Genomic DNA, 21,748 nt, shown 5'->3' on the forward strand with positions numbered 1-21,748 from the left:
CTATCTCCTTTTTAATCAAACACTCGTGTCCCCGCAGCAACCTCTGCAATGTAGAAGCTTGGCGCATAACCGACAACTTCCTCATAGCGTTTGCCGACAGCTTCTTTAAATGCTTCAACCTTATCTTTGTTGACGAGGGCAATGGCGCAACCACCAAAGCCTGCTCCCGTCATACGAGCACCAAGCACTCCTTCTTGTTCCCAGGCTGTATGCACCAAGGTATCCAATTCTAGACCAGTCACTTGGTAGTCATGCTCCAAGGATACGTGGGAAGCATTCATGAGACGGCCAAAGCCTTCCAAATCACCTGCTTCAAGCGCCTTGCGTGCTTGGAGGGTCCGTTGGTTCTCAAGTACAGCATGACGAGCCCGTTTGATGCGATTTTCATCCTTAATCAAGTAGCTGTAAGCATCAAAAGCCCAGAGATCCAATTCCCCTAAGGTTTGGATGTCTAGTTTTTCTTGGAGTTCAGAGACGGCGGTTTCACATTCCGCACGACGTTCATTGTATTTGGAATCCGCTAATTCCCGGCGTTTGTTGGTATTCATGATGACCACGACATTGTCTTTAAGATCGAGCGGTACCAAATCATATTCTAGGGTGTTGGTATCGAGATAAATCGCCCGTTGATCAGCCCCCATACCGATGGCAAATTGGTCCATGATACCTGAGTTGACACCGATGAAATGATTTTCGGTTTGTTTGCCGATCTTGACTAGATCTAAGCGGTCTAACTGAAGATCAAATAGTTTCTCAGCGATGACGCCAATCAAGAGCTCTAAGGAAGCTGAAGAAGAAAGACCGGATCCGTTTGGAATATTGCCGTAGACATAGACGTCCATGCCGCTATCAATGACGTGACCCGCTTCTTGCAAGAAGTGGAGCACACCTTTTGGATAGTTGGTCCAGTTGTGCTCTTTTTCAAAACGAAGATGATCCAGTGGGACTTCAATAATCCCTTTGTCTTCAAAATTTCCTGAGAAGAAACGCAAGACCTTATCCTCACGCTTTCTTGCAGCTCCGTAGGTACCAAGCGTAATGGCTGCCGGGAAGACATGCCCTCCGTTGTAGTCTGTGTGTTCACCGATCAAATTAATCCGTCCTGGTGAAAAGAAGGTATGATCAGCCTTCTCGCCAAAGACAGCCTGAAACTTTTCTTGTAGATCTTGAGACGTGATTGATGTAGTCATGAGAAACTCCTTTTTGTTTTGTAAACGTTTTTATACTTTTATTATAATCGATTAAAAGTAAAACTTCAAGTGTTTTTAGTAAACTTTTATTTATTTTTTAAATTGTCTTCAAAAAGCATACAATAGAGCTTTCCTGCCCTATCTATACCTCTTCTACTATTCTATTTAATTTAATTTTAGTAAATTTTTACTAAAAAATCTCAATTGAGAGTGACCCAATTGAGATTCTTCATTCTTTAGTTTTTCTTTCTTGGATAGACAAAAGATCCAAGGAAGGTTAAGAGGCTGACACCCATAAGGGCTAGGAGGTTCTCGGTTTGCCCGGTCTTTGGCAATACCGATGAAGCAGGACTAGCGGATACACTTTCAGGAGCCTGAGCAGTGTCATGTGACACAGAGACCGGACGAACTTGTGGACCATCAAGAGAGCTTGCGTTTTCTTGTTTGCTAAGAAGGACCTGTGTCTCTGTGTTTCCAACCACTACTGGTTTTGTCTGATGGGTTGGATCTAGAACTGGTGAAGTTGGGTCTTGGGCTTCTGGTGTTGGTAATGGAGCAGGTGCTGGATAGAAGAGACCATGACCAATACGGTAAGCATACTCTGTTTCCGACATTTTTCCATCTACAATTTTTGGAATATCCACCGGCAAGGTACCTAGGTGTTCCTTGCCATTGAAGATGACTTCCACTCCTGCAGGAATATTAGGACCGAAGGCATTGTCTGGTTTGAGGGATTCTGTCGGATCCATTCCCTTATTTCCATAGACTGCTAGAATAGCTTTGGCTGCTGGATAGTTGGCTACATCATAAGGTTTCGAGATGGAAAGGACAGCTGCCTTCTTATGGTTGGTGTTGGCATATTGGACGATTTCAGTTGGGATCTTGGTCCGCCAGAAATTTTTATCCAGTTGCCCTTCATAACCGATCTCTGAAATCACTACGATGTGAGTGGCTTTTTCGAGGTCTTCTTTTAGACTATCAAGGGTGGATTCTTTGGTGAAGTTCTTGGCCACAAAGGAGGTATCTTTTGGAAGCACCCCATCTGCCATTAAGCGACGCATACCCAAATTTAGTCCAGGGACTTCATTTTCAAACGCTCCTAGGAGGAGGACATGATCTCCTTTTTGAACCTTAAATGGCAAGGTGTGGTCTTCATTTTTTACAACCGTCACCGCTGCTGCCGCAATCTTGCGTTCCAAATCACGATTAAGGTTGGAGCCGACTGCTTCTTCTGCTTTTTCAGCCGTCCGAGCACTCGGATCAAAATTCAGGACCCCACGTTTTTCTTTGAGGGTGAGAATCCGACGAACTGACTCATTTAAACGTTCTTCTGAGATGTCACCCGTTTGCACCGCACGCACCACTTCATCGACAATGGTATCAATCTTGGTTAAATCGGTTTTACTGCGAAGGGTCGTTGGCATCAAGACCAAATCAACTCCTGCCTTGATGGCCATTTTTACAGCTTCGACTTCACCGAAGTTCTTAGCGATAGCATCCATTCCCATGGCATCAGAAACAATCACACCCTTATAGCCGTATTTCTTCCGTACCAAGCCCGTTAAAATATCATCAGAGAGTGTCGCCGGAACATAAATTTTCTCACCAGTTTCTTTTGACACAACCTGATCTTTTTCAATTTGTGGGTATTGGATATGGGCCGTCATCAAGAGGTCTACGCCAGCATCCATGGCTTTTTTGAATGGAAGGAGTTCCAATTTTTCAAGTTCGGCAAGAGATTTATCCACCAATGGGAGACCTGTATGGGAATCGACCGCTGTATCTCCATGACCTGGGAAATGCTTAGCAGCTACAGCGACATTGTAGTCTTGAATCCCTTTCATCATTGGAATTCCTAAGTAAGCAACCCGGTTTGGATCAGAGGAGAAGGAACGAAGCCCAATGACAGGGTTTTGAGGATTGTTATTGGTATCCAATACAGGTGCGAAGTCCACATTCAAGCCTAGTGCAGAAAGTTCACGTCCGATGATTTGACCAGCCTCTTTAGCTAGTTTAGGATCATTGGTCGCTCCAATGGCCATATTTCCGGGGAGAGCTGTACCGCTACCCAATCGATAGACGATGCCCCCTTCTTGGTCAATCGCTAACAATAGCGGAATCTTCCCGTTATTGGCCTTGTTTTCAATAGCCGCCTTTTGCATATCTTGTGTCAGAGCCAGTGTCTGCTTGGTTTCTTTGACGTTTTCAGCGAAAAGAATGACACCTCCAAAGTCATACTTATCAATAGCTTCTGCCACTTCAGCATTGACCTTGGTGAGATCTTGTGGTGACTCCTGACCTGCCTCCTGCCACTTACGGAAGTCCGGCATGATCATTTGCGTAACCTTTTGCTTGAGAGGCATGTCTTCAAGCAGTTTTTCCACTTAAGGAGATGCCTTCTCCGTTGTTGTTTCCGTTGGGGAAGTTGCCGGGACTGCTTCACGATCAGTCACAGTTGACGTATCTGCTACCCCTTCCTGATTTTCTGTAGAGGTTTCTGGAGCTGGAGAAGCCACAACCTCTTCGACTGTTGCTGCCGGTTCATTGCCTTGATCCGGTGCTTGAGCTGTGTCTGCTTTTGCCGTTTGGACGGACAATAGAGCAAAAGCTGTTAATAGGGCCGCAGATGGATACATGATTTTTTTCATAAAGCGACCTCCTTTCTTCATAGATATTGTACCATGATTTTATAGTCGTGTAAACGATTTCAATTCTAAATCATAAAAAGCGACTATCTAAAATTAGATACTCGCTTCTCTTATTATGTTACTTCTTCAAACACCCAAATGTGAGAGTCAAAATCACAACTCAGTTTTTCTTGATTTAAAGGCTGTCCACAGGAAGCGTCTGAAAGACTAAAACCTGCTAACATCAGTTCTGCACCGCTAAACTGTTTCCCATCCACTTCATAGAGAGCATCTGCATTCAGTCCTTGCAGATACACACGATTATAAGCACGGTTCACTTCATTCAATAGTTTATACTGAGCCAGAATCACTCGGGAACGATTGTGACTGACAACCGACCATACGACTTGATTTGAGTCAAAAGGAGAGCGCAAACGGTAAAAATTTCCTTGATGAATCAGGGATCGCTCTTTTTTGTAAAAAGCAATTTGCTCTTTTACTATTTCCTTCTCAGCCTGCGTCAGGTCTGCTAGATCCAACTCGTAACCAAAGACCCCAAAATAAGCGACATTTCCCCTTGTCACAAGCGGTGTGATTCGATTGGTTTGATGGTTAGGTACAATGGACACATGTGCTCCCATCGTCGAGAGTGGATAGACTAGACTGGTTCCGTATTGGATCTTAAGCCGTTCAACTGCATCTGTATCGTCACTGGTCCAAGTCTGGGGTGCATAATAAAGCAAACCTGGATCAAATCTACCGCCTCCCGAAGCGCAAGATTCAAAGAGAACAGAAGGGAATGCTGTCGTTAAACGATCATATAAGTGGTATAATCCTAGAACATAACGATGAAACACTTCTCCTTGCTGATCTGGAGCCAAGGATTTAGAAAAGACATCTGTAAGCGGACGGTTCATATCCCACTTAATATAGTCTAATTTCGTCTCTTCAATCACACGCGCCATTTGCTCATAAATTTCATCTACTACTTCTTCACGGCTAAAGTCTAAGACAAATTGATTTCGTCCATGACGTGGTGAATGACCTGCTACTTCTAGGATCCAGTCTGGATGAGAACGGTAAAGATCACTATCTTTGTTGACCATTTCCGGTTCAAACCAAAGACCAAATTTCAAGCCCATATCATGAATTTTCTCTGATAAAGCCCCGATTGTATCTGGAAATCGCTCGCGATTGGCAACCCAATCTCCAAGACCAACTCGATCATTAGTTCGTTTTCCAAACCAGCCATCATCCAACACAAATAATTCAACACCAACTTCTTTGGCATTTTGCGCAATCCTGAGCAGTTTTTCCTGATCAAAATCAAAGTAAGTTGCTTCCCAATTATTTAGTAGAATCGGCCGCTCCTTATCTCGCCATTCTCCCCTAGCTAGACGGGTACGATAAAGACGATGGAAAGTTTGACTCATATCGTTTAAACCATTTCTACTGTAAACCAGAACTGCTTCTGGACTTGTAAAGCTAGCAGCAGGGGCTAATTTCCAACAAAATTGGAAGGGATTGATTCCCACTTGAAGTCGGGTGACATCGAAAGTATCCACTTCTGCTTGAAGGAGGAAATTTCCTGAGTAAATCAGGCTGAGTCCAATAACCTCCCCTTGATTCTCAGTGGTTTCTGGCCGTTTTAAGGCAATGAAAGGATTGTGCAGATGACTAGAGATTCCACGCGTTGATTCAATCGACTGGATTCCTTGACGTAACGATGTGGAATGAATATGCCTTTCACGAGCCCACGCTCCAGAAAGCTGTATCATCTCATAGTTTCGATCAGGTAGGTCTAAAGAAAGACTAGTTACTCCTTCGATGGATAGAGGTCTTGAACCTTGATTGTTGATCAGGTGACTTCTCGTTATAACAGGGAAGTCTCGGAAAATACTATACTGAATACTCACCTCCACACCCGACACCGAATCGGTCAGATTGACTTGCAAGGTCTGACATTCATCCTCATTTTCAACATAAGTTGCTGGTAAACCTTCTAATCTTGGTTTTCCATTTGAAATTTCATGATCCTTATAGATAAAATCTGTCAGCCGAGAACCATTTTCCAAAGACAGTTCCAAGGCAGGATGGCGAAAATCTGTCGCCCCATACTCTGGAAATTCTTGCTGCAGGTGTTCGAGTGAATACAGAAGATCCCCTTCTTGCCGGTAAGTGGTCATAGGGCGGTGCTTCATTTCCACCAAATGACGATAATCCCCTTCTGGTAAGGTCGGTCCATAATAAAGATGGAGCAACTTCCCATCATGGGAAATCATAAAGATATAAGAAATAAAATCATTTCGCAGATGAAACTGCTTGTATGTTTCCTGGTAGAGAATGAGATCCCTCATATTTATCCTTTCTTGTATCAAAGTTCCTAGTATCATACAAAGCTTTTAAGATAGATAGAGACAAAATTTGCGAAGATCATAGCAGATCTTGAATGGTCAAACCCTGACAAGGTCAAAGTAACAAAAGGATCACTTGCAGGGTAGAGATGCTACTAGAAAGGGGTGCAACATCCTTTGTTTTAAAAATATTGGAGAAAAACTGTAAAATCATAAAATCTCCAGCAATCTGTCCAAGCAAAAGGGGAATATCCGAAACATGTCTCGCCTGACTTTAATTGTTTTTAAAACATAATGTCTTGACCGTTTTCTGTCACTTGGTAAGTCCCGTCAGCAAGATTGATTCGGGCTGTTGCTGTGACAGTCTGGTCCTTGTTTTGACGCGTGATGACAATGGTATGTTCATCTGGTGTTTCCACTTCAATGCTTCCTTCTAGGTCAAAAGCTTGCGAGTTGTTCCGGAAACTAAAGAGTTTGAGAAGGGATTTCACAACTGGACGCTCTACTTCTTGAGCAATTTCTTCATTGCTGTAGTAATGACGGTTGATATTGCGGCCTTCCTTGGTGTTTTCTAAGAGTTCCAAATCATTCTTCCCAGCTAGGAATCCAACATAATACACTTGTGGAATGCCTGGCGCAAAGGCTTGAATCAAACGGGCTAGGAAATACTTGCCATCATCATCTCCAAGCGCTGAATAGTAGGTCGAATTGATTTGGTAGATGTCCAAGTTGTTGTATTCTGCTGTTGAATATTTGCGTTTCACATTCGCTCCTACCTTGTAGAGCTCATTTGATGCATAGTCAATTTCTTCATCTGTCAAGATATCCTTGACATCAACCACCCCAATCCCGTCATGGGTGTCGAGTGTCGTGAATTGCTTCATTGGACTCATCTTCAACCACTTAGCAAGGCGCTCCACTTTTGAGCTATAGAGGGTATAGAGGGTCACCATTGGAAGGGCAAAGTCATAGACATAATAGTCGTGATCGGCAATCTTAAATTGGATGGAATAGTGTTCATGAATCTCTGGCAAGAGCTCAGCACCGTAGCTGGCTGCCATATCGCGCACCTTATCCAACAAATCCCAAATGTCTGGCTCCACGAAGAAATCATTGGTGTCCAACTTCTTGACTGCATAGGCAAAGGCGTCCAAACGAATGAGGTCACAGCCATTGCTTGCCAGGTGTTCGATAGTCTTGCGAATAAAGTCCATGGTCACTTCCTTGGTCACGTCCAGGTCAATCTGCTCTTCCCCGAAGGTATTCCAGAGATGCTCAGTTGTCCCATCCGCAAAGGTAATTTCTTGCTTAGGAGCTCGGTCTTTGCGCTTATAAATCAAGTCTACGTCTGCTTGAGTAGGACGATTCTCCGGCCAGAACTTGTCCCAGTTTAGGAAAAGATCCTTGTAAGCACTTTGGTCGTGCTTTTCTTGATAATCTTTATAATACTTAGACTGACGGGAAATGTGGTTGATCATAAAGTCAAACATGAGATAGTACTTGTCGCCCAAGCGTTTGACATCTTCCCAATCTCCAAAGGCTGGGTCCACTTGATCATAGTCTACAGGCGCAAAGCCACGGTCACCGGTTGATGGGAAAAAAGGCAAGAGGTGAACCCCACCGACTGCATCTCCAAAATATTTCTCCAGATTTTCATAGAGATCCTTAAGGTTATTTCCTAAGCTATCTGAGTAAGTAATTAACATGGTTTTGTTTTGAATTGGCATAATGGTTTCCTTTCCTTTTTTGAAAGCCAAGTCTGAAGAGACCTGGCTTTTATGAGTTTATGTATTTTAAGAATTGCTTCATCGGATACGATTTAAATCAGCAAGCTGAATCGTCCATTTGTATCTTAAATTGAACACGCCCTAAGCTCTGTGTGAAAAAGATGAATCCTCCAAGAAGCCAAGGCTTCTTGGAAGATTCCCTATATTTCCACAGCCGTTACTACTTCAGTCGTTTACGGATGTGGATGCCCTAGGGTACACTGTGAGCTTTTAACGGGCTTTGTATCTTATTATTTCACTGCGCCGTTGCTCATTCCTGCGATGATATGGCGTTGGAAGAAGAGATAGACAATGGTGATACTGATAATGCCGACAACGTAGGAGGCAAAGCTTGGTCCGTAGTCGTTGAAATATTGGCCTGCGTAGTTGTATTGGAACAATGGCAGAGTCCACATTTTGGAATCCCGGTTCAAGACAAGGAGTGGCAACATAAAGTCATTCCAGAACCAAAGGGCATTGATGATCATGGTTGTCGCATGCATGGGTTTCATCATTGGGAAGATGATGCGGAAATAGGTTGTAAACTTATTAGCCCCATCGATCTCTGCTGCTTCATCCAGACTTTCTGGAATAGAGATTTTGATATAGCCCACATAGAGGAAGAGGGTCTGTGGAATCGCATAAGTCAAGTAGAGCAAGATCAAACCAAAGGTGTTAGCCAAACCGAGTTTACTCATCATAACCGTAATCGGAATCATGATGACTTGGAAAGGTACGAAAATCCCAAGAATCAAGAGAGTGTACATGATGATAAAGGCTTTTCTCTTACTCATATTGCGGGCGATGGAGTAGGCCGCCATGGGGATAAAGATCATTACTGCAAGTAAAGACAAGACAGTGATGACGACAGAGTTCCAATAATAGCCTCCGATGCCATCCGCCAAGAGACGGCTAAAGTTGTCCCATGTGAAATTCGTCGGGAATCCAAAGAAATGGTCTACGATATCCTTGGTGGGTTTGAAGGAACTAAAGAGGGTGGCAAGGAGCGGCACTAAAATCAGAACCGATCCTAGAATCAATAGAATGTATTTGCCAATCAAGGCTTTTCTTTCATCTTGTTTCATCGTGCTTCTCCTCTTAAATTTCAAATTTCTTAGATACTCTCAATTGGATGATCGAAATCACTACAATTAAGAAGAACAAGATTACGGCAATGGCATTGGCATAACCGAATTGGTTGTTTTTAAAGGCATAGTTATAAACCAAGAGCCCAAGTGAGGTTGTGGCATTGTTTGGACCACCACCGGTCATGGCAAAGACTTGGTCAAAGGCAGTCAGCCCACCTTTTAGGGCTAGGATAAAGACCATAGAGACACTTGGTAGCAAGTAAGGCAATTCAACATTCCAGAAGACTTGCTTGCTCGTCGCACCATCGATCTTCGCAGCTTCTGTAATTTCAGTTGGGATAGATTGCAGACCAGCTAGGAAGATGATGATGGGCATGGCCACCCCTTGCCAAAGAAGGACAAAGACAGCCGCAAAGATCGCTCCCCACTTAGTCCCTAAAAGACTGGTTTGGAGAAATTCTATATGAAGGGCATTCCCAATCGCTGGAAGACCGTAGTTGAAGACTTGCTTGAAGATCAAAGCTACTGTCAAACCAGACAAAACAGCTGGGAAGAAGAACCATGCACGGAAGAAGGTTTGACCTTTGATTTTAGAGTTCAAGACACGCGCAATGAAGATCCCAAGGGCAATCTCACCAACCACCATGGCAATGGTGATAATCGCGGTAAAGCCAATCGCATTCATGAATTTTGGATCCATGAAGAGGAGTTTAAAGTTGTTCAAGCCGACAAACTTGTAGTTATAAGTCAATCCTGTCCAGTTGGTAAAACTGTAAAAGGCTCCTTGGAACATCGGCACATAGAAGAAAATTGCTTGTAATAAGAGGGGAATGACCACAAAAGCCCATGCCCAATATTTTTGTAATACTTTTTTCATAGTCTCTCTACTCCTAATCCACATCCGCTTTCATCGGGTTAAAGAAGGCATTCAAATCATTGACCATGCCTTGTTTATCTCCTGTCAAGACATAGTTCATGGTCAAGGTATGGAAGTCTGCTTCACTGGTCCAGTATTGTTGCAGCCAGACCAAGTGACGATCCGTAAAGGCATATTTGGTCATCCCAGCAAGCGGTGAATCTTCTCCTGCTTGTTTGACCCCTTCGATCGCTGTTGGAGATCCGTCCACGTCGTAGTATTTTTGCATGACTTCTGGACGGGTCATGTATTCCACAAAGGCATTGGCTTCTTTTGGATGTTTGGTAGTAGCTGAGATAGACCATGCCAAGTCACCTGCACCAACAGTTAAGCTTTGTCCTTTTTCTTTTCCTGGAATCATGAAGGTTCCAACCTTAAAGTTCGGTTTTTGTTCATTAATCGCTGTGATCGCCCAAGACCCATTTGGTGTCATGAGGACATCCCCACGTGCGAAGGCTCCGATAACATCGGTATAGCCAGCACCTTCCCAGTTCTTTTGCTTCGAACCTTTAATGCGAAGAATATCCATCACCTTGATGTCATCTTTCATAATCGGATCAGACAATTTAATGGCATTTGGTTGAGAATAACGAAGGTATTGATTGGCTTCTTTTCCTCCACCTGTTGCTGTCGCAAAGGCTAATTGATTGTAACCATTGAGTGTCCAAGCATCTGCACCTGCAATTCCAAATGGTGTTTGTCCTTTAGCAACGATGTCTTTGACTAACTGTTCAAATTCATCCCAGGTTTCAGGAACCTTCAAGCCCAGTTCTTCGAATTTATCTTTGTTGTAGTAAATTCCATAAGCATTAGCTGTAAAAGGAACGTTGTAGACTTTTCCGTTCACGGCATATTTTTCAGCATAGCCATTTTTCACGCGTTTCAGATAGTCTTTATTGCTCAAATCTTCAAAGACACCTGCTTTTGCCCATTCTTGCAGTTCGATGGACTGTGGGTATATATTAACCACATCCGGCACATCTCCTGCGAGGACACGTGTTTTCAATACTTCACCACCGTTCGGTACATTGACAACTTTGACCTTGACCTTTGGGTTTTCCTTTTCAAAATCACGCGCGATTTCTTCCAAGGTTTTGGTCATTTCTTTTTTCTGGTTGAAATACTCGATGGTCACTGTACCATCCGCAGATTTTCCATCGTTAGAGCAAGCACCGAGCCCAAACAAGGCTAAGCCTGTAGTCGCAAGAAGTCCGATTTTTTTATACCATTTCATTTGGCTGTCTCCTTTTATTTTTTGACAAAAACATATTGTTTAGTGAGGAAATCTCCCTGAGGAAGAACGACGGTTAAGCCAGCATACATGAGCTCAGCTCCTGAATAGACTTGATCTGTCCCTTCTAAGCTATAGAGCGCATCTTCTTCCAAACCTTTGAGCTTCAGAGTTGGCTCGATCTCCTCAACTGTTGATAAGACCCTTACATAGGTTACAACCGTACGGTCTTGATAAGTGAACTGGACGGCTGCTTGATTGCTACCATGACCTGGATTGATCAAGCGGTAGTGTTCCCCGAATTGGACAAGGGGTCGAATCGTTTTGTAATGAGCAACTTGAGCTGCGATCCGATCCAACTCTTCTTGAGAAAGGCTGGTCAGATCCAATTCATAGCCTAGATTTCCCATCATGGCTACATGGCCACGTGTTTCTAGTGGTGTGATCCGTCCCATCTGGTGATTTGGCACCGCTGACACGTGAGCTCCCATAGAAATAGTTGGATAGAGATAACTAGATCCATACTGGATCGGAAGTCTGGCAATGGCATCCGTATTGTCACTCGCCCAGACCTGTGGGAAGTAACGCATCATCCCCAGGTCATTGCGACCACCACCACCTGAGCAAGACTCAAAGAGGATGTGCTCGTATTTCTCCGTCAAGTACGAAACCACTTCATAGAGACCCAAGATATAAGCATGGGATTGCATCTTAGTTTCCAGGTAGGTTTTCCCATTTCCAAGCTTGGTGATATTGCGATTCATATCCCATTTGATATAGTCGATTTCATGGTTTGCAAGCAAGTCATCCAAGACCTGCTTGATATAAGCTACCACTTCTCTATTTGCGAAATCAAGCACCAGTTGATTCCGTGAATAGGTGTGTTCATAGCCTGGGACTTGAATAGCCCATTCCGGATGAGCCCGATAAAGGTCGCTATCAACAGAAATCATTTCTGGCTCCACCCAAAGGCCAAATTGAAGTTTCTTGTCATGGATGCCTTGGATCAATTCTGCTAGACTTCCACCTAATTTTTCTTCATTGACGGTCCAATCACCAAGGGCCCGATTGTCATCATAACGATTGCCAAACCAGCCATCATCAAGAACAAAGAGTTCGATCCCCACTTTTTGAGCTTCGTCTGCTAGCTCCAATAATTTGTCTTTCTTGAAATCAAAGTAGGTCGCTTCCCAGTTGTTGATAAGAATTGGACGTTCTTTATGGGCAAAGGGACTAGGAATGATATGGTTTTGGACAAATGCTTGACTCTCTTGACTGAGACCGGACAATCCCTTATGGGAGCATGTGATCATGGCTACTGGCGTATCAAAGCTCTGATTTGGTTCCAATTCCCAGGAGAAGTTTTCAGGATTGATCCCCAGTCCAACCCGAACTTCATTGAGTTGATTTTTCTGAACAAATCCTTCAAAATTCCCACTGTAGAGTAGTTGGAAAGCCAGAGCAGAGCCCGCATCTTCTGTCACTTCATGATCGGCAAGAATAAGAGCCGGGGTCTGGGCGTGTCCAGAAGCACCACGGTTGGAGCTGATGGAGAAGATTCCTTGCTCCACTTGCTGACGGCGGACTGTTTTTTCTCTCGCATAAGCCCCTTGAAGGGTGATGACATCATAGTCACCTGCTGGGACATCGGCCAACACACTGAGAGCCTTGTGGATCACAACGGTTTCATCACTGCAGTTTTCAATCTTTGAAAAGCTAGTGATGGTTGCCCGATCTTCGTAGGCTGTGTAATAGAGGGTCAAACGCAGGGCCGCTTGATCATCTTCAAAGACCAAGGCCAAGGTTTCAGCCTGATCTACCGAGTGAGGATTGGGAAGACCAGTTGCCTCGACACTGCCAGAGTAGATATTAGCTCCGACATAGAGGAAATCCGTCACCTCTGTAACGCCGTGCTGGATTTGAATCGACGGCTTTCGGAAATCTCCAAGCCCGTGCTGTCCCAAGACCTGACGCTGGGTATCTAGACTAAAGATGCGATTGTCAGGTGTTGGATTTCCAGAGAAGGCATGATCTTTTTCATGTACGGTATTGGAAAAATGATAAGACGGGATCGGACGCCCCAGATGCTTAAGCATCAGGTAGCCATCTCGATTTTCAAGGATCAGGCTCAGTCCCTTACTTTCTACATAGAACAAATTCTGTTCAATACGAATTGCCATATCTTCCTCCATTGGGCCCGAAATAATATCACTATGTATTTTTAAATTCGGTTCCAATAACTTTCTTTTTTAGCATGTCTTTATTTTACTTATTGTAAACGCTTCCGAAAATAGAATTTTGTTGCACATATATGGTAAAATGTTAGGTAGGAGGTTCAACCATGTCAGTCTTTTCTGAATACCAAACCGACACTATTGACCTAGCCCTTGATTTTTATGGCTACGAAGATTGTCCGAAGAATTATGAATTTGGTCCTAGCGTCCGAGATAATTTTGTACTGCATTTTGTTACCAAGGGAAAGGGAGTCTTCCACTTTGAAAAAAAAGAAATCCACCTAGAAGCTGGGGATCTCTTTCTTCTTCCAAAAAATAAGGTGACCTACTATCAGGCAGATGCTGAAGAACCTTGGTCCTACTACTGGATTGGGATTAGTGGCACCAAGGTGAGTGATTTCATGCGCTTTTCAACCTTACATGCCAAAGGCTTTCTAAAGAAAACAGAGGTGGACACAGAACGGATCGGGCTGTTTATGGGGCAGCTTGTCCACAAGGCAGAGGCTTCCAAGATGACCTCGCACTACCAACTCCACCTTCTCTCTCAGATCTATGAACTGCTATTTCTTATCAGTGAAGTGGCTCCCGATATCCATCGGAGCCATCCATCTCCAACCTATCAACTCTACCTGACCTGCAAGCATGTGATTGAGACGCATTACAATAAAGAGCATCTCAGTATTCAAGAGATCGCTGATGACCTCAATGTTCATCGCTCTTACCTGACAACTGTTTTTAAGGAGTTTCACCAGATCTCTCCCAAAGAATTCTTGCACTCGGTCCGCATGCAGCGTGCCCAACAGTTACTGACCAACACAGACGAAAGCATTAAGATTGTAGCTTACTCGGTTGGCTTTTCAGATCCCCTCTATTTTTCAAAGGCTTTTAAGGCCTATAGCCAACTGACTCCCAGCCAATATCGTAACAAACATAAAATTTAGTAAAAATTTATTTCTTTTTACTAGTATTTAGAGTATACTGGAAGTAGAAATCAATAAAGGATAAACTATGGCAACGATTAAAGACATTGCGGAAAAAGCAGGCGTTTCTCAGGCAACGGTCTCTCGCGTCCTCAACCAGGATGCGACCTTATCGGTCAGTGAAGACACGCGCAGTCGGATTCTTCGCATCGCTGAGGACCTGCATTACCAAAAGAAGAGCCGCAAAACAGCGCCTCAACTAGTCGAAGACTCTCATAAAATCGTCATCTTTGAATGGTACACGCGTGAAGAAGAATTAGATGACCTCTACTACTATGCCATTCGGATGGGGTTGGAAAAACAAGCCCAGGAATTAGGCTATGAGATCTTTCGTATCTTCAATAATGACGATTGGTCCTTGATTCATGAGGCAGACGGCATTATCGCTCTTGGGAAATTCAGTCCCAAGACCATTCAAGATCTGGAAAGCTACGGCAAACCCCTGATCTTTGTCGATAGCAATACCCTCTATCTGGGGCATTCTTGCGTGACGACAGATTTAGAAGATTCTGTTATCACCGCTCTCGAGCATTTCCTTGAACATCATCACAAGGAGATCGGACTCTTGGTTGGTCAAGAAGAGACCGCAGATGCGACACCGCTTCAGACGGATCCTCGTCAACGAGTCTTTCAACAGTTTCTCACGGAAAAAGGGCTTTATGAAGAGCGCTTTGTAGCTGTCGGTCAGTTCTCAACTGAGTCAGGCTATCAGATGATGGAGCAGCTGATTCAAGCACTGGGCGACGATTTACCAACTGCCTTTTTCATGGCCAGTGATGCCATAGCTGTCGGAGCCCTTCGGTCCCTTCAGGAGCACCAAATCACAGTACCTGATCGCGTCAGTCTCATTTCCTTCAATGATACCTCGATTGCTAAGTATGTCTTTCCTGCCCTCTCTACAGTGACCGTCTACACAGAAGAAATGGGCAAGCAAGCCATTCAGATGTTGCGGCAAACCTTTCAAGGGAGTCAACCAAGTGTCCCCTGCATGGTCAAATTAGCCACCAAACTGACGATTCGAGACAGCAGTCGCTAGGAGGTCTTAGTCTTATGAAAACACACGAAATCCTCTTTCAAACCCTTTCTCAGGCAGATGATTACGTCAACGGGGAACAGTTGGCAAAAGAATTAGGTGTTTCCCGCACCTCCATCTGGAAGGCTATTCAGCGCCTGGAAAAAGATGGGGTCGTCATCGAATCCCTAAAAAAGAAGGGTTATAGACTGGTCTCAGGCGATATTCTGCTTCCTGAAGTCATCGCCAGCAATACCCAGTTGACCGTTACTTTGAATGAAGAATGTCATTCTACCCAATTGGACGCAAAATTAGGCATGGAAGCCCATAAAGAGGGCAGGGCTCTCTACCTGGCCAAGTCCCAATCTGCTGGAAAGGGCCGCTTTGGTCGCGACTACTACTCTCCCGATCAAGGCGGCATCTATATGTCTCTTCATCTCAAGCCCCAACTCCCACCTGCGGAGCTCCCTCCTTATACCCTCATGGTCGCAGGAGCCATCTATAAGGCTATTAAAAATCTGACCCTGATCGATGTCGATATCAAATGGGTCAACGATATTTACTACCGCCATAAAAAAATTGGGGGAATCCTAACCGAAGCCATCACATCCATCGAGACTGGCCTTGTCACAGATGTCATTATCGGAGTCGGTCTCAATTTAGCCATCCCTACTTTCCCAGAAGATCTAGAAAGCAAGGCTGGTTCCTTATTTGAAGGCCCTTGTCCCATCACCCGCAATGACCTCATCAGCGAGATTTGGAGGGAATTTCTTCATACGGATATCGATGAACTAGTCTACCTCTACAAAGAGCGCTCCCTGGTCTTAGGACGAACTGTCACCTTTGAGCAGAACCAGCAGACCTATCAGGGCATCGCCAAAGACATCTCCGATACCGGCCAACTCTTGGTCCAGTTAGAAAATCAAGAAGAAATCTGGCTCAATAGCGGAGAAATCTCCTTGACCAAATGGTAAAATCAAGTATAGAAAAAGCCACCCGAGGGTGGTTTTTTGATTGTTTCATCTAGTTGCTATTATGCTCTCTTTGGAAGGCTTCCATGGCTTTGAACTGTTCTAGTTCTTTTTCATTAGCTGGTTGTTTGCCTAGGTATTTATATTGGAAAAAGGAGGTTCTTGCACTTGGCCCAAAATCACTTTCGAGCCAAGGTGCATAATCAAAATCGACTGACAGATTGTTATTTTCATCCAAATGAATCACCCCCGCTGACCAATCACTCAATTCATTATCTATAAATACTTTTTTTAATTCCTGTGCTTTTCCAAATAATTTATCATGCTCATCAAAAAATTCCGACTTAGAAACACCAAAATCTCGCGGTATATAAAAGAAATAATGATATTCTCCATCATATTTAAAGAAAAAATTAATTCCACCACTTAGAGTTCTATCTACTTCAAAATTGATATAAAGATCATCCCACTCAACTGGAATCATATCATTCACTTTATATACAATCTCTGTCATTTTTTCATTAATTTGTTTTTCCATTTTATCCTCCGATTTGGGTTCTAGCATCGTTTCTCTACAATCCCAGTATACCACAAATCATATGTACCAGCTTTGATCAAACCACAAGAAAACCACCGCGAGGGTGGTTCTTTTTTATCAATCGTCAAACACTCCGCCTGTGAGTTGGTACATGAGGTAAATGTGCTCCAGAACTTTTACTTTATCCATGTGATCCACATCTTTAAAGCCTCCTAATGCCAGGAGCGGGACAAAACCAAAACACTCATCGTAGGCCAGTTGACCATGTTTGGCAACAGCTTTTTTGTAGAGTGGAATATCGAAATAATCGTCTTTGAAATCTTCATCATCAACATACTCTATGAAACGATCCATACGCTTAATCATAATATCCAAATCTTGAATATTATATTGGACAATTCCCACATAGGCATTCTCTTCCCAAGTAATAATATCTCCAAATGCTGTTACGAACATCGGAAAAGCGATATCTCCTCTGAAATAACTATCTTGGAGAAGTTCAAGATAATCGTCTGGATTGATGACTTTTAGATAACCATCTAAGAAGGTTCCTAGACCATCCTCCTGCCAAATCTGAACCAACTCAGCAGGGACTTGGTCCTTGTATTTTTCAATCACTTCTTGGGGCATATCTGCTACTTTTACAAAGTTTTCTAGCATGTTTTCCTCCGATTTATTTTCTATTCACGTTTCACTCTGCCTCTAGTATACCATAAACTATATGTACCAGCTTTGATCAAGTCATAAAGAAAACTACCTCAAAGGTGGTTTGTTCTTTAGATATAACTATTTGCCATTATTCTCTCTTTGAAAGGTTTCCATATCTGCCGTTGGAAAATTATTTATCATATTTTACCTATCTTTTTAAGAGGCATATTCAATAGCATCTGAAAGAAAACTTTCAAGTAAATCATCCAAAGAATTAAATTTCTCTACTACCTCCGCAGATGGCATATCTAATTCCAAATATTCATCGTTACTAGGATTATGTACAAACCAACTAATATTGTTCTCTCCGATAAAAACAAACGGTTTATTTTCTTCAACTTCATGCCAAATATTATTATACTCAAAGAAATCATAAACCTCAGCAGAACAATTATCATCTGTTTTTAAACCATAAAGTACACTCCCATTAAAATCAAGACCATTTACTTTTGTTAAAAATCGTGAATATTCTTGTTCTATAAATATTTTAACTTCGTTTATTTCATTTTTGCTAAGAGATTTAATTTTATCTAAATTAATTGGAGAATTTAACTTTTCCCCATAACCAGATTCAATTCTTTCTATTTTTTCTAAAAGTTCAAGCCACATTTATTTACCTCACTAATTATATATGTTTTTTTACAATGATAGACCACAAAACTTCCTTACTGTCCCCGATTTTCATTGTTCTAGCAATACTGTTTTGATAATTGGTAATAACTTTATGGTAAAGTCCATTCTTTATCAAGACCAAAATGCTAAAGTCGTTGGTTCCACTATCATCAAGTGGCAATTCATGGTGCAGTTGATAACCTTTCAGCACCAATCCATCTTTCAACTTTTAACTACATCCGATGTTCTAATAATAGACTGATGATCTAGCATTTCCTGTATTTGTTTTTGAATCATTTCAGCCTCACGGTTGTTACTTTCGTGCTTTTATTATATTGTATCAAAAGCACGAAAGTAACATTGATGATTATTCATAAAAAGATGTCAGACAAATAGCTTCTGACATCACTTTTCTCATAGTATATTTTATCAAAAATATAATGTAGCCGTTGATGCCTATAGTACTGAAAACCACTGAAAGATAATAACAGAACTACTAGTAACGAATAGAATACAAAATTTCTCTTCTTCATCCGAATTTCATAATACACAGCTACAAAAATTCTGCCTCTGCTTCCCAATCTTTATCTGTATTGGCACGAGTAAACTCTATTTTAAGACCTACTTTGGATTATTTTTATTCAAAAACTTTTCTACTATACATTTATTCATCTAATCAATTAGATATCAATAGTTTCTCCAATAGATAAAACCGTATAGTTTGCGTCTTCGACTTCTTTATTTGTCGTATTGTAATGACTATAGTCTTCAATATGAATTGGATAAATATTTTTAGGTTGAAGTAGATCATTCATTTGGTTTAGCATTTTCAAATCCATTGTAAATGGTCCACCAAACGAATCAGATTTTACAGCACCTAAATTAGCAAAAATAGCATCTATATTTTTTGGAACACTTTTTGTTAAATTTGAATAGAAAATAGTATCACCCGTAAAATAAATCACCTTAGTTTCTGATGAACTTGCAATCGATATTTGATAACCATTAACTTTACCAACTATTTTTTGCATAATGAAATTACTAGCATGATAGGCTGGTAAGGCTTTGATAGTAATAAGATAGTCCCCGACAGAAAACTGCTTTTCTTCGCCCCATTTTAAAACAAAGTTATTTAAGCCAGATAACCCATTTAAGATTTTCTTATTAGGAGAAATTACAGTTTTACCCTTTAAATAATTTCTTCCTACATCATCTAAATGATCATGATGACCATGAGTTATTAGCCATACATCAACTTTATTAAGAAGAGACTTATCATTATTGACATTAGTTTGTTTCTCGGACACAAATCCTTTAAACTGAACTAAAGTTCCTTTGGGAGATAAATCAGGATCAATTCCTATATAAAATTTATTATCAATAGAAAGGACTCCACATGCAACTCCACAATAAGTAAACGAAATAGACATAATACCTCTTTTTTTTATATAACGATATTTGTTCAATTTATAAGTTGAAATAAAATTAATTATCAGCTTAATCCACATTAAGAAAACAACAGCTACTACCATTGATCAAAGTTCAAATTCACAACATGACTAGTATACCATAAACCATATGCACCAGCTCTGGACAAACCACAAGAAAACCACCGCGAGGGTGGTTACTTATTATCAATAAAGTCCAAAAGTTCAAGTTCCCTTTGGGCTATTCTTCTATCCACCTGTCACCTGCACTTCAAACCTAATATCCCTGTCTGAAATATTTGTTATTTTTATTTGTTTTGAGTTTGGAATCTCAAATTCCCAAGATTCTTTAGATTGAAGAACGACACCTTCTTTTGATAAATAGATACTATTATCTGGATCATTTTTGATTATTTTTGTTGGAATATTGCTTGATGATGTGTAGATTTCGCTAATTTCTTGCTTCAAAACATCATAGTTAGTTCCTACGAGGTTACCTTCTCCCTTCTGCCACCATGAGGTTTTCCCAGATAATTCTAATTTCCCTCCAGAAATCTTAGATAGATATAATTTTGGGGAAAATTCTTTTTGTTTTGAGGTTGGAACTTTTAAAACTATGTAATCACCTGGTTTCAAGGTGTAACTCGCATTTTTGAAATACAAATAAATACAGCATGTAAACACAATTGCTACAATAGCAACTACTCCAGAACATCCTAGATTCCATTTATTCAGTTGTTCTCTTTTGTTTTTCACACGCACTGCTCCCTCATTCCTCCTCAGCAACTCAGATTGAGACATATCACTAGTCTGCTCCAAAATCCTCTCTCCAAATATCCTTGACGGTCACGTCGCCCCAGTTCTTTGGGGTAAAGCGAGTAGAGTAGATAGAGGTACAATTTACCGATCCACCACTCGCGCTTTAAAGTGGGCCGGTTTATCGCCTACATTGGTGATGGTGATGGTGAATTTCTTGTTATTCGTGACATCAAAAACTTTCTCGCCTTGGTAGGTGACCTCAATCCCATCTTCTACCACTTGAATATCCTGTTGATTGTTAGGAAGCTCCTTAGAAGCATTTTCAGTATCACCGATCTTCACGACCTTTTGTCCTTCTACTTCAAATAACACATCACCAAATTGTTCAGACCAAACAGTCATTCCAGATAATTTGATTTTTTGATCATCCTTCTTTTCTAAAATCAATTCCGAACTATACTCCAACTGGTCCGTATTGGGATAAACTCTCAATTGAACACTTTGACCAGGCTGGAGGGTGTAGCTTCCATAAGTAAGGAACGAATAAACAAACCAGACTGCAAATGAAGCATATAAGAAGCCAATGATCTTTCGTGAACGTTTGCTTTTAAAACGACGTAAAAGTAAGACGAGAGAAATAATAAAAATCAGGGGTGTTATCATTTGTCTTCCTTTCTTGCAACTAGAACGAGGCACTTGTGGATCAACTGTTTATAATTTCTAAAAAGTTACCGATCCACCACTTGCGCTTTAAAGTGGGCCGGTTTATCGTCTACATTGGTGATGGTGATCTTGTAGGGCTTTCGTTCCGTCACCCCAAATACTTCCTCTACTTCCCCTTGAACCACTATTCCATCGTTTTCTAAATAGATGCCCTTACTTTTATCATTCGGTAAGTCTTTACGCTCTGTTTTGTCTTTTAAAAAAATGAGCTCCGTTATTGTTTGCTTTTCAACACTATAGACTATATTACTATCTTTCATCCCCCAACCTTTTCGACCGGACAATTTTAACTTCGCATCATCTAATTTTTTAAAATGGAGTTCCGAATTGTACTCTAGTTGGTCCGTATTGGGATAAACTCTCAATTGAACACTTTGACCAGGCTGGAGGGTGTAGCTCCCATAAGTAAAAATCGAATAAACAAACCAAACCGCAAAGGAAGCATATAAGAAGCCGATAATTTTTCGTGAACGTTTGCTTTTAAAACGACGTAAAAGTAAGACGAGAGAAATAATAGAAATCAGGGGTGTTATCATTTGTCTTCCTTTCTTGCAACTAGAATGGGTACTCACACTTTAAGATTCATTTTTAAACTGTCATAAAAGCGATTCC

Annotated in this window: 17 protein-coding genes and 1 pseudogene; 3 read left to right on the forward strand and 15 right to left on the reverse strand. The window is 41.7% G+C overall.

All coding sequences use genetic code 11. The annotated features are described in order from the left end of the window. Positions 1 to 11: 11 nt before the first annotated feature. The 8 genes and pseudogenes from HMPREF9186_RS02580 to HMPREF9186_RS02615 all read right to left on the reverse strand — a co-directional run bounded on the left by HMPREF9186_RS02580 (position 12) and on the right by HMPREF9186_RS02615 (position 13,352). A complete protein-coding gene (locus tag HMPREF9186_RS02580; RefSeq protein ID WP_009731264.1) occupies positions 12 to 1,190 on the reverse strand; it encodes a galactokinase in 1,179 nt (392 codons plus the stop codon). Between the two features lie 236 nt (positions 1,191 to 1,426). After that, a pseudogene (locus tag HMPREF9186_RS02585) lies at positions 1,427 to 3,838 on the reverse strand (glycoside hydrolase family 3 N-terminal domain-containing protein). A gap of 113 nt (positions 3,839 to 3,951) precedes the next feature. Continuing rightward, entirely contained in the window at positions 3,952 to 6,174 is a 2,223-nt protein-coding gene (locus HMPREF9186_RS02590) for an alpha-galactosidase (protein WP_009731267.1), read from the reverse strand. A 281-nt stretch (positions 6,175 to 6,455) separates the two neighbouring features. Next, entirely contained in the window at positions 6,456 to 7,898 is a 1,443-nt protein-coding gene (gene gtfA, locus HMPREF9186_RS02595) for a sucrose phosphorylase (RefSeq protein WP_009731268.1), read from the reverse strand. Positions 7,899 to 8,188: 290 nt separating this feature from the next. After that, positions 8,189 to 9,022 (reverse strand): carbohydrate ABC transporter permease, encoded by an 834-nt coding sequence (locus HMPREF9186_RS02600; protein ID WP_009731269.1) that lies wholly within the window; start codon positions 9,020 to 9,022, stop codon positions 8,189 to 8,191. A gap of 13 nt (positions 9,023 to 9,035) precedes the next feature. Next, a complete protein-coding gene (locus HMPREF9186_RS02605) occupies positions 9,036 to 9,902 on the reverse strand; it encodes a carbohydrate ABC transporter permease (protein ID WP_009731270.1) in 867 nt (288 codons plus the stop codon). Positions 9,903 to 9,915: 13 nt separating this feature from the next. Continuing rightward, complete coding sequence (locus HMPREF9186_RS02610) at positions 9,916 to 11,175, reverse strand: extracellular solute-binding protein (RefSeq protein ID WP_009731271.1); 1,260 nt, start codon at positions 11,173 to 11,175, stop codon at positions 9,916 to 9,918. A 14-nt stretch (positions 11,176 to 11,189) separates the two neighbouring features. Beyond that, positions 11,190 to 13,352, reverse strand: coding sequence for an alpha-galactosidase (locus tag HMPREF9186_RS02615; RefSeq protein WP_009731272.1), 2,163 nt, complete (start codon positions 13,350 to 13,352; stop codon positions 11,190 to 11,192). A 161-nt stretch (positions 13,353 to 13,513) separates the two neighbouring features. Between HMPREF9186_RS02615 and HMPREF9186_RS02620 the strand changes: the two genes are divergently transcribed. From HMPREF9186_RS02620 to birA, 3 genes are all read left to right on the forward strand, one after another. Further along, a complete protein-coding gene (locus tag HMPREF9186_RS02620) occupies positions 13,514 to 14,347 on the forward strand; it encodes an AraC family transcriptional regulator (RefSeq protein WP_009731273.1) in 834 nt (277 codons plus the stop codon). A gap of 67 nt (positions 14,348 to 14,414) precedes the next feature. Continuing rightward, a complete protein-coding gene (locus HMPREF9186_RS02625) occupies positions 14,415 to 15,422 on the forward strand; it encodes a LacI family DNA-binding transcriptional regulator (RefSeq protein ID WP_009731274.1) in 1,008 nt (335 codons plus the stop codon). A 14-nt stretch (positions 15,423 to 15,436) separates the two neighbouring features. Beyond that, positions 15,437 to 16,372 carry a bifunctional biotin--[acetyl-CoA-carboxylase] ligase/biotin operon repressor BirA gene (gene birA / locus HMPREF9186_RS02630; RefSeq protein ID WP_009731275.1) on the forward strand — a complete coding sequence of 312 codons (936 nt, stop codon included), beginning with the start codon at positions 15,437 to 15,439 and terminating at the stop codon, positions 16,370 to 16,372. Between the two features lie 49 nt (positions 16,373 to 16,421). Here the strand turns inward: birA and HMPREF9186_RS02635 are convergent, their stop codons facing one another. From HMPREF9186_RS02635 to HMPREF9186_RS02670, 7 genes are all read right to left on the reverse strand, one after another. Continuing rightward, complete coding sequence (locus HMPREF9186_RS02635) at positions 16,422 to 16,907, reverse strand: TIGR01741 family protein (protein ID WP_009731276.1); 486 nt, start codon at positions 16,905 to 16,907, stop codon at positions 16,422 to 16,424. A 117-nt stretch (positions 16,908 to 17,024) separates the two neighbouring features. Beyond that, positions 17,025 to 17,567, reverse strand: coding sequence for a T6SS immunity protein Tdi1 domain-containing protein (locus tag HMPREF9186_RS02640; RefSeq protein ID WP_009731277.1), 543 nt, complete (start codon positions 17,565 to 17,567; stop codon positions 17,025 to 17,027). Between the two features lie 204 nt (positions 17,568 to 17,771). Continuing rightward, a complete protein-coding gene (locus HMPREF9186_RS02645; RefSeq protein ID WP_009731278.1) occupies positions 17,772 to 18,224 on the reverse strand; it encodes a YrhA family protein in 453 nt (150 codons plus the stop codon). A 683-nt stretch (positions 18,225 to 18,907) separates the two neighbouring features. Then, a complete protein-coding gene (locus HMPREF9186_RS02655; protein WP_009731279.1) occupies positions 18,908 to 19,657 on the reverse strand; it encodes an MBL fold metallo-hydrolase in 750 nt (249 codons plus the stop codon). A 246-nt stretch (positions 19,658 to 19,903) separates the two neighbouring features. Beyond that, positions 19,904 to 20,455 carry a hypothetical protein gene (locus HMPREF9186_RS02660; protein ID WP_009731280.1) on the reverse strand — a complete coding sequence of 184 codons (552 nt, stop codon included), beginning with the start codon at positions 20,453 to 20,455 and terminating at the stop codon, positions 19,904 to 19,906. A 99-nt stretch (positions 20,456 to 20,554) separates the two neighbouring features. Next, a complete protein-coding gene (locus HMPREF9186_RS02665) occupies positions 20,555 to 21,076 on the reverse strand; it encodes a hypothetical protein (protein ID WP_009731281.1) in 522 nt (173 codons plus the stop codon). A gap of 65 nt (positions 21,077 to 21,141) precedes the next feature. Further along, positions 21,142 to 21,672 carry a hypothetical protein gene (locus HMPREF9186_RS02670; protein WP_009731282.1) on the reverse strand — a complete coding sequence of 177 codons (531 nt, stop codon included), beginning with the start codon at positions 21,670 to 21,672 and terminating at the stop codon, positions 21,142 to 21,144. Positions 21,673 to 21,748: the final 76 nt, after the last annotated feature.

Origin of the sequence: Streptococcus sp. F0442, assembly GCF_000314795.2 — a bacterium.
In the GTDB taxonomy this organism is placed as follows: domain Bacteria; phylum Bacillota; class Bacilli; order Lactobacillales; family Streptococcaceae; genus Streptococcus.

Coding starts and splice junctions, on each gene's coding strand:
- HMPREF9186_RS02580 (WP_009731264.1), bottom strand. CDS start 1,190: ATGACTACATCAATCACGTCTCAAGATCTACAAGAAAAGTTTCAGGCT.
- HMPREF9186_RS02665 (WP_009731281.1), bottom strand. CDS start 21,076: ATGATAACACCCCTGATTTTTATTATTTCTCTCGTCTTACTTTTACGT.
- HMPREF9186_RS02615 (WP_009731272.1), bottom strand. CDS start 13,352: ATGGCAATTCGTATTGAACAGAATTTGTTCTATGTAGAAAGTAAGGGA.
- HMPREF9186_RS02645 (WP_009731278.1), bottom strand. CDS start 18,224: ATGTGGCTTGAACTTTTAGAAAAAATAGAAAGAATTGAATCTGGTTAT.
- HMPREF9186_RS02635 (WP_009731276.1), bottom strand. CDS start 16,907: ATGGAAAAACAAATTAATGAAAAAATGACAGAGATTGTATATAAAGTG.
- HMPREF9186_RS02600 (WP_009731269.1), bottom strand. CDS start 9,022: ATGAAACAAGATGAAAGAAAAGCCTTGATTGGCAAATACATTCTATTG.
- HMPREF9186_RS02610 (WP_009731271.1), bottom strand. CDS start 11,175: ATGAAATGGTATAAAAAAATCGGACTTCTTGCGACTACAGGCTTAGCC.
- HMPREF9186_RS02655 (WP_009731279.1), bottom strand. CDS start 19,657: ATGTCTATTTCGTTTACTTATTGTGGAGTTGCATGTGGAGTCCTTTCT.
- HMPREF9186_RS02590 (WP_009731267.1), bottom strand. CDS start 6,174: ATGAGGGATCTCATTCTCTACCAGGAAACATACAAGCAGTTTCATCTG.
- HMPREF9186_RS02640 (WP_009731277.1), bottom strand. CDS start 17,567: ATGCTAGAAAACTTTGTAAAAGTAGCAGATATGCCCCAAGAAGTGATT.
- HMPREF9186_RS02620 (WP_009731273.1), top strand. CDS start 13,514: ATGTCAGTCTTTTCTGAATACCAAACCGACACTATTGACCTAGCCCTT.
- birA (WP_009731275.1), top strand. CDS start 15,437: ATGAAAACACACGAAATCCTCTTTCAAACCCTTTCTCAGGCAGATGAT.
- HMPREF9186_RS02670 (WP_009731282.1), bottom strand. CDS start 21,672: ATGATAACACCCCTGATTTCTATTATTTCTCTCGTCTTACTTTTACGT.
- HMPREF9186_RS02660 (WP_009731280.1), bottom strand. CDS start 20,455: ATGTCTCAATCTGAGTTGCTGAGGAGGAATGAGGGAGCAGTGCGTGTG.
- HMPREF9186_RS02625 (WP_009731274.1), top strand. CDS start 14,415: ATGGCAACGATTAAAGACATTGCGGAAAAAGCAGGCGTTTCTCAGGCA.
- gtfA (WP_009731268.1), bottom strand. CDS start 7,898: ATGCCAATTCAAAACAAAACCATGTTAATTACTTACTCAGATAGCTTA.
- HMPREF9186_RS02605 (WP_009731270.1), bottom strand. CDS start 9,902: ATGAAAAAAGTATTACAAAAATATTGGGCATGGGCTTTTGTGGTCATT.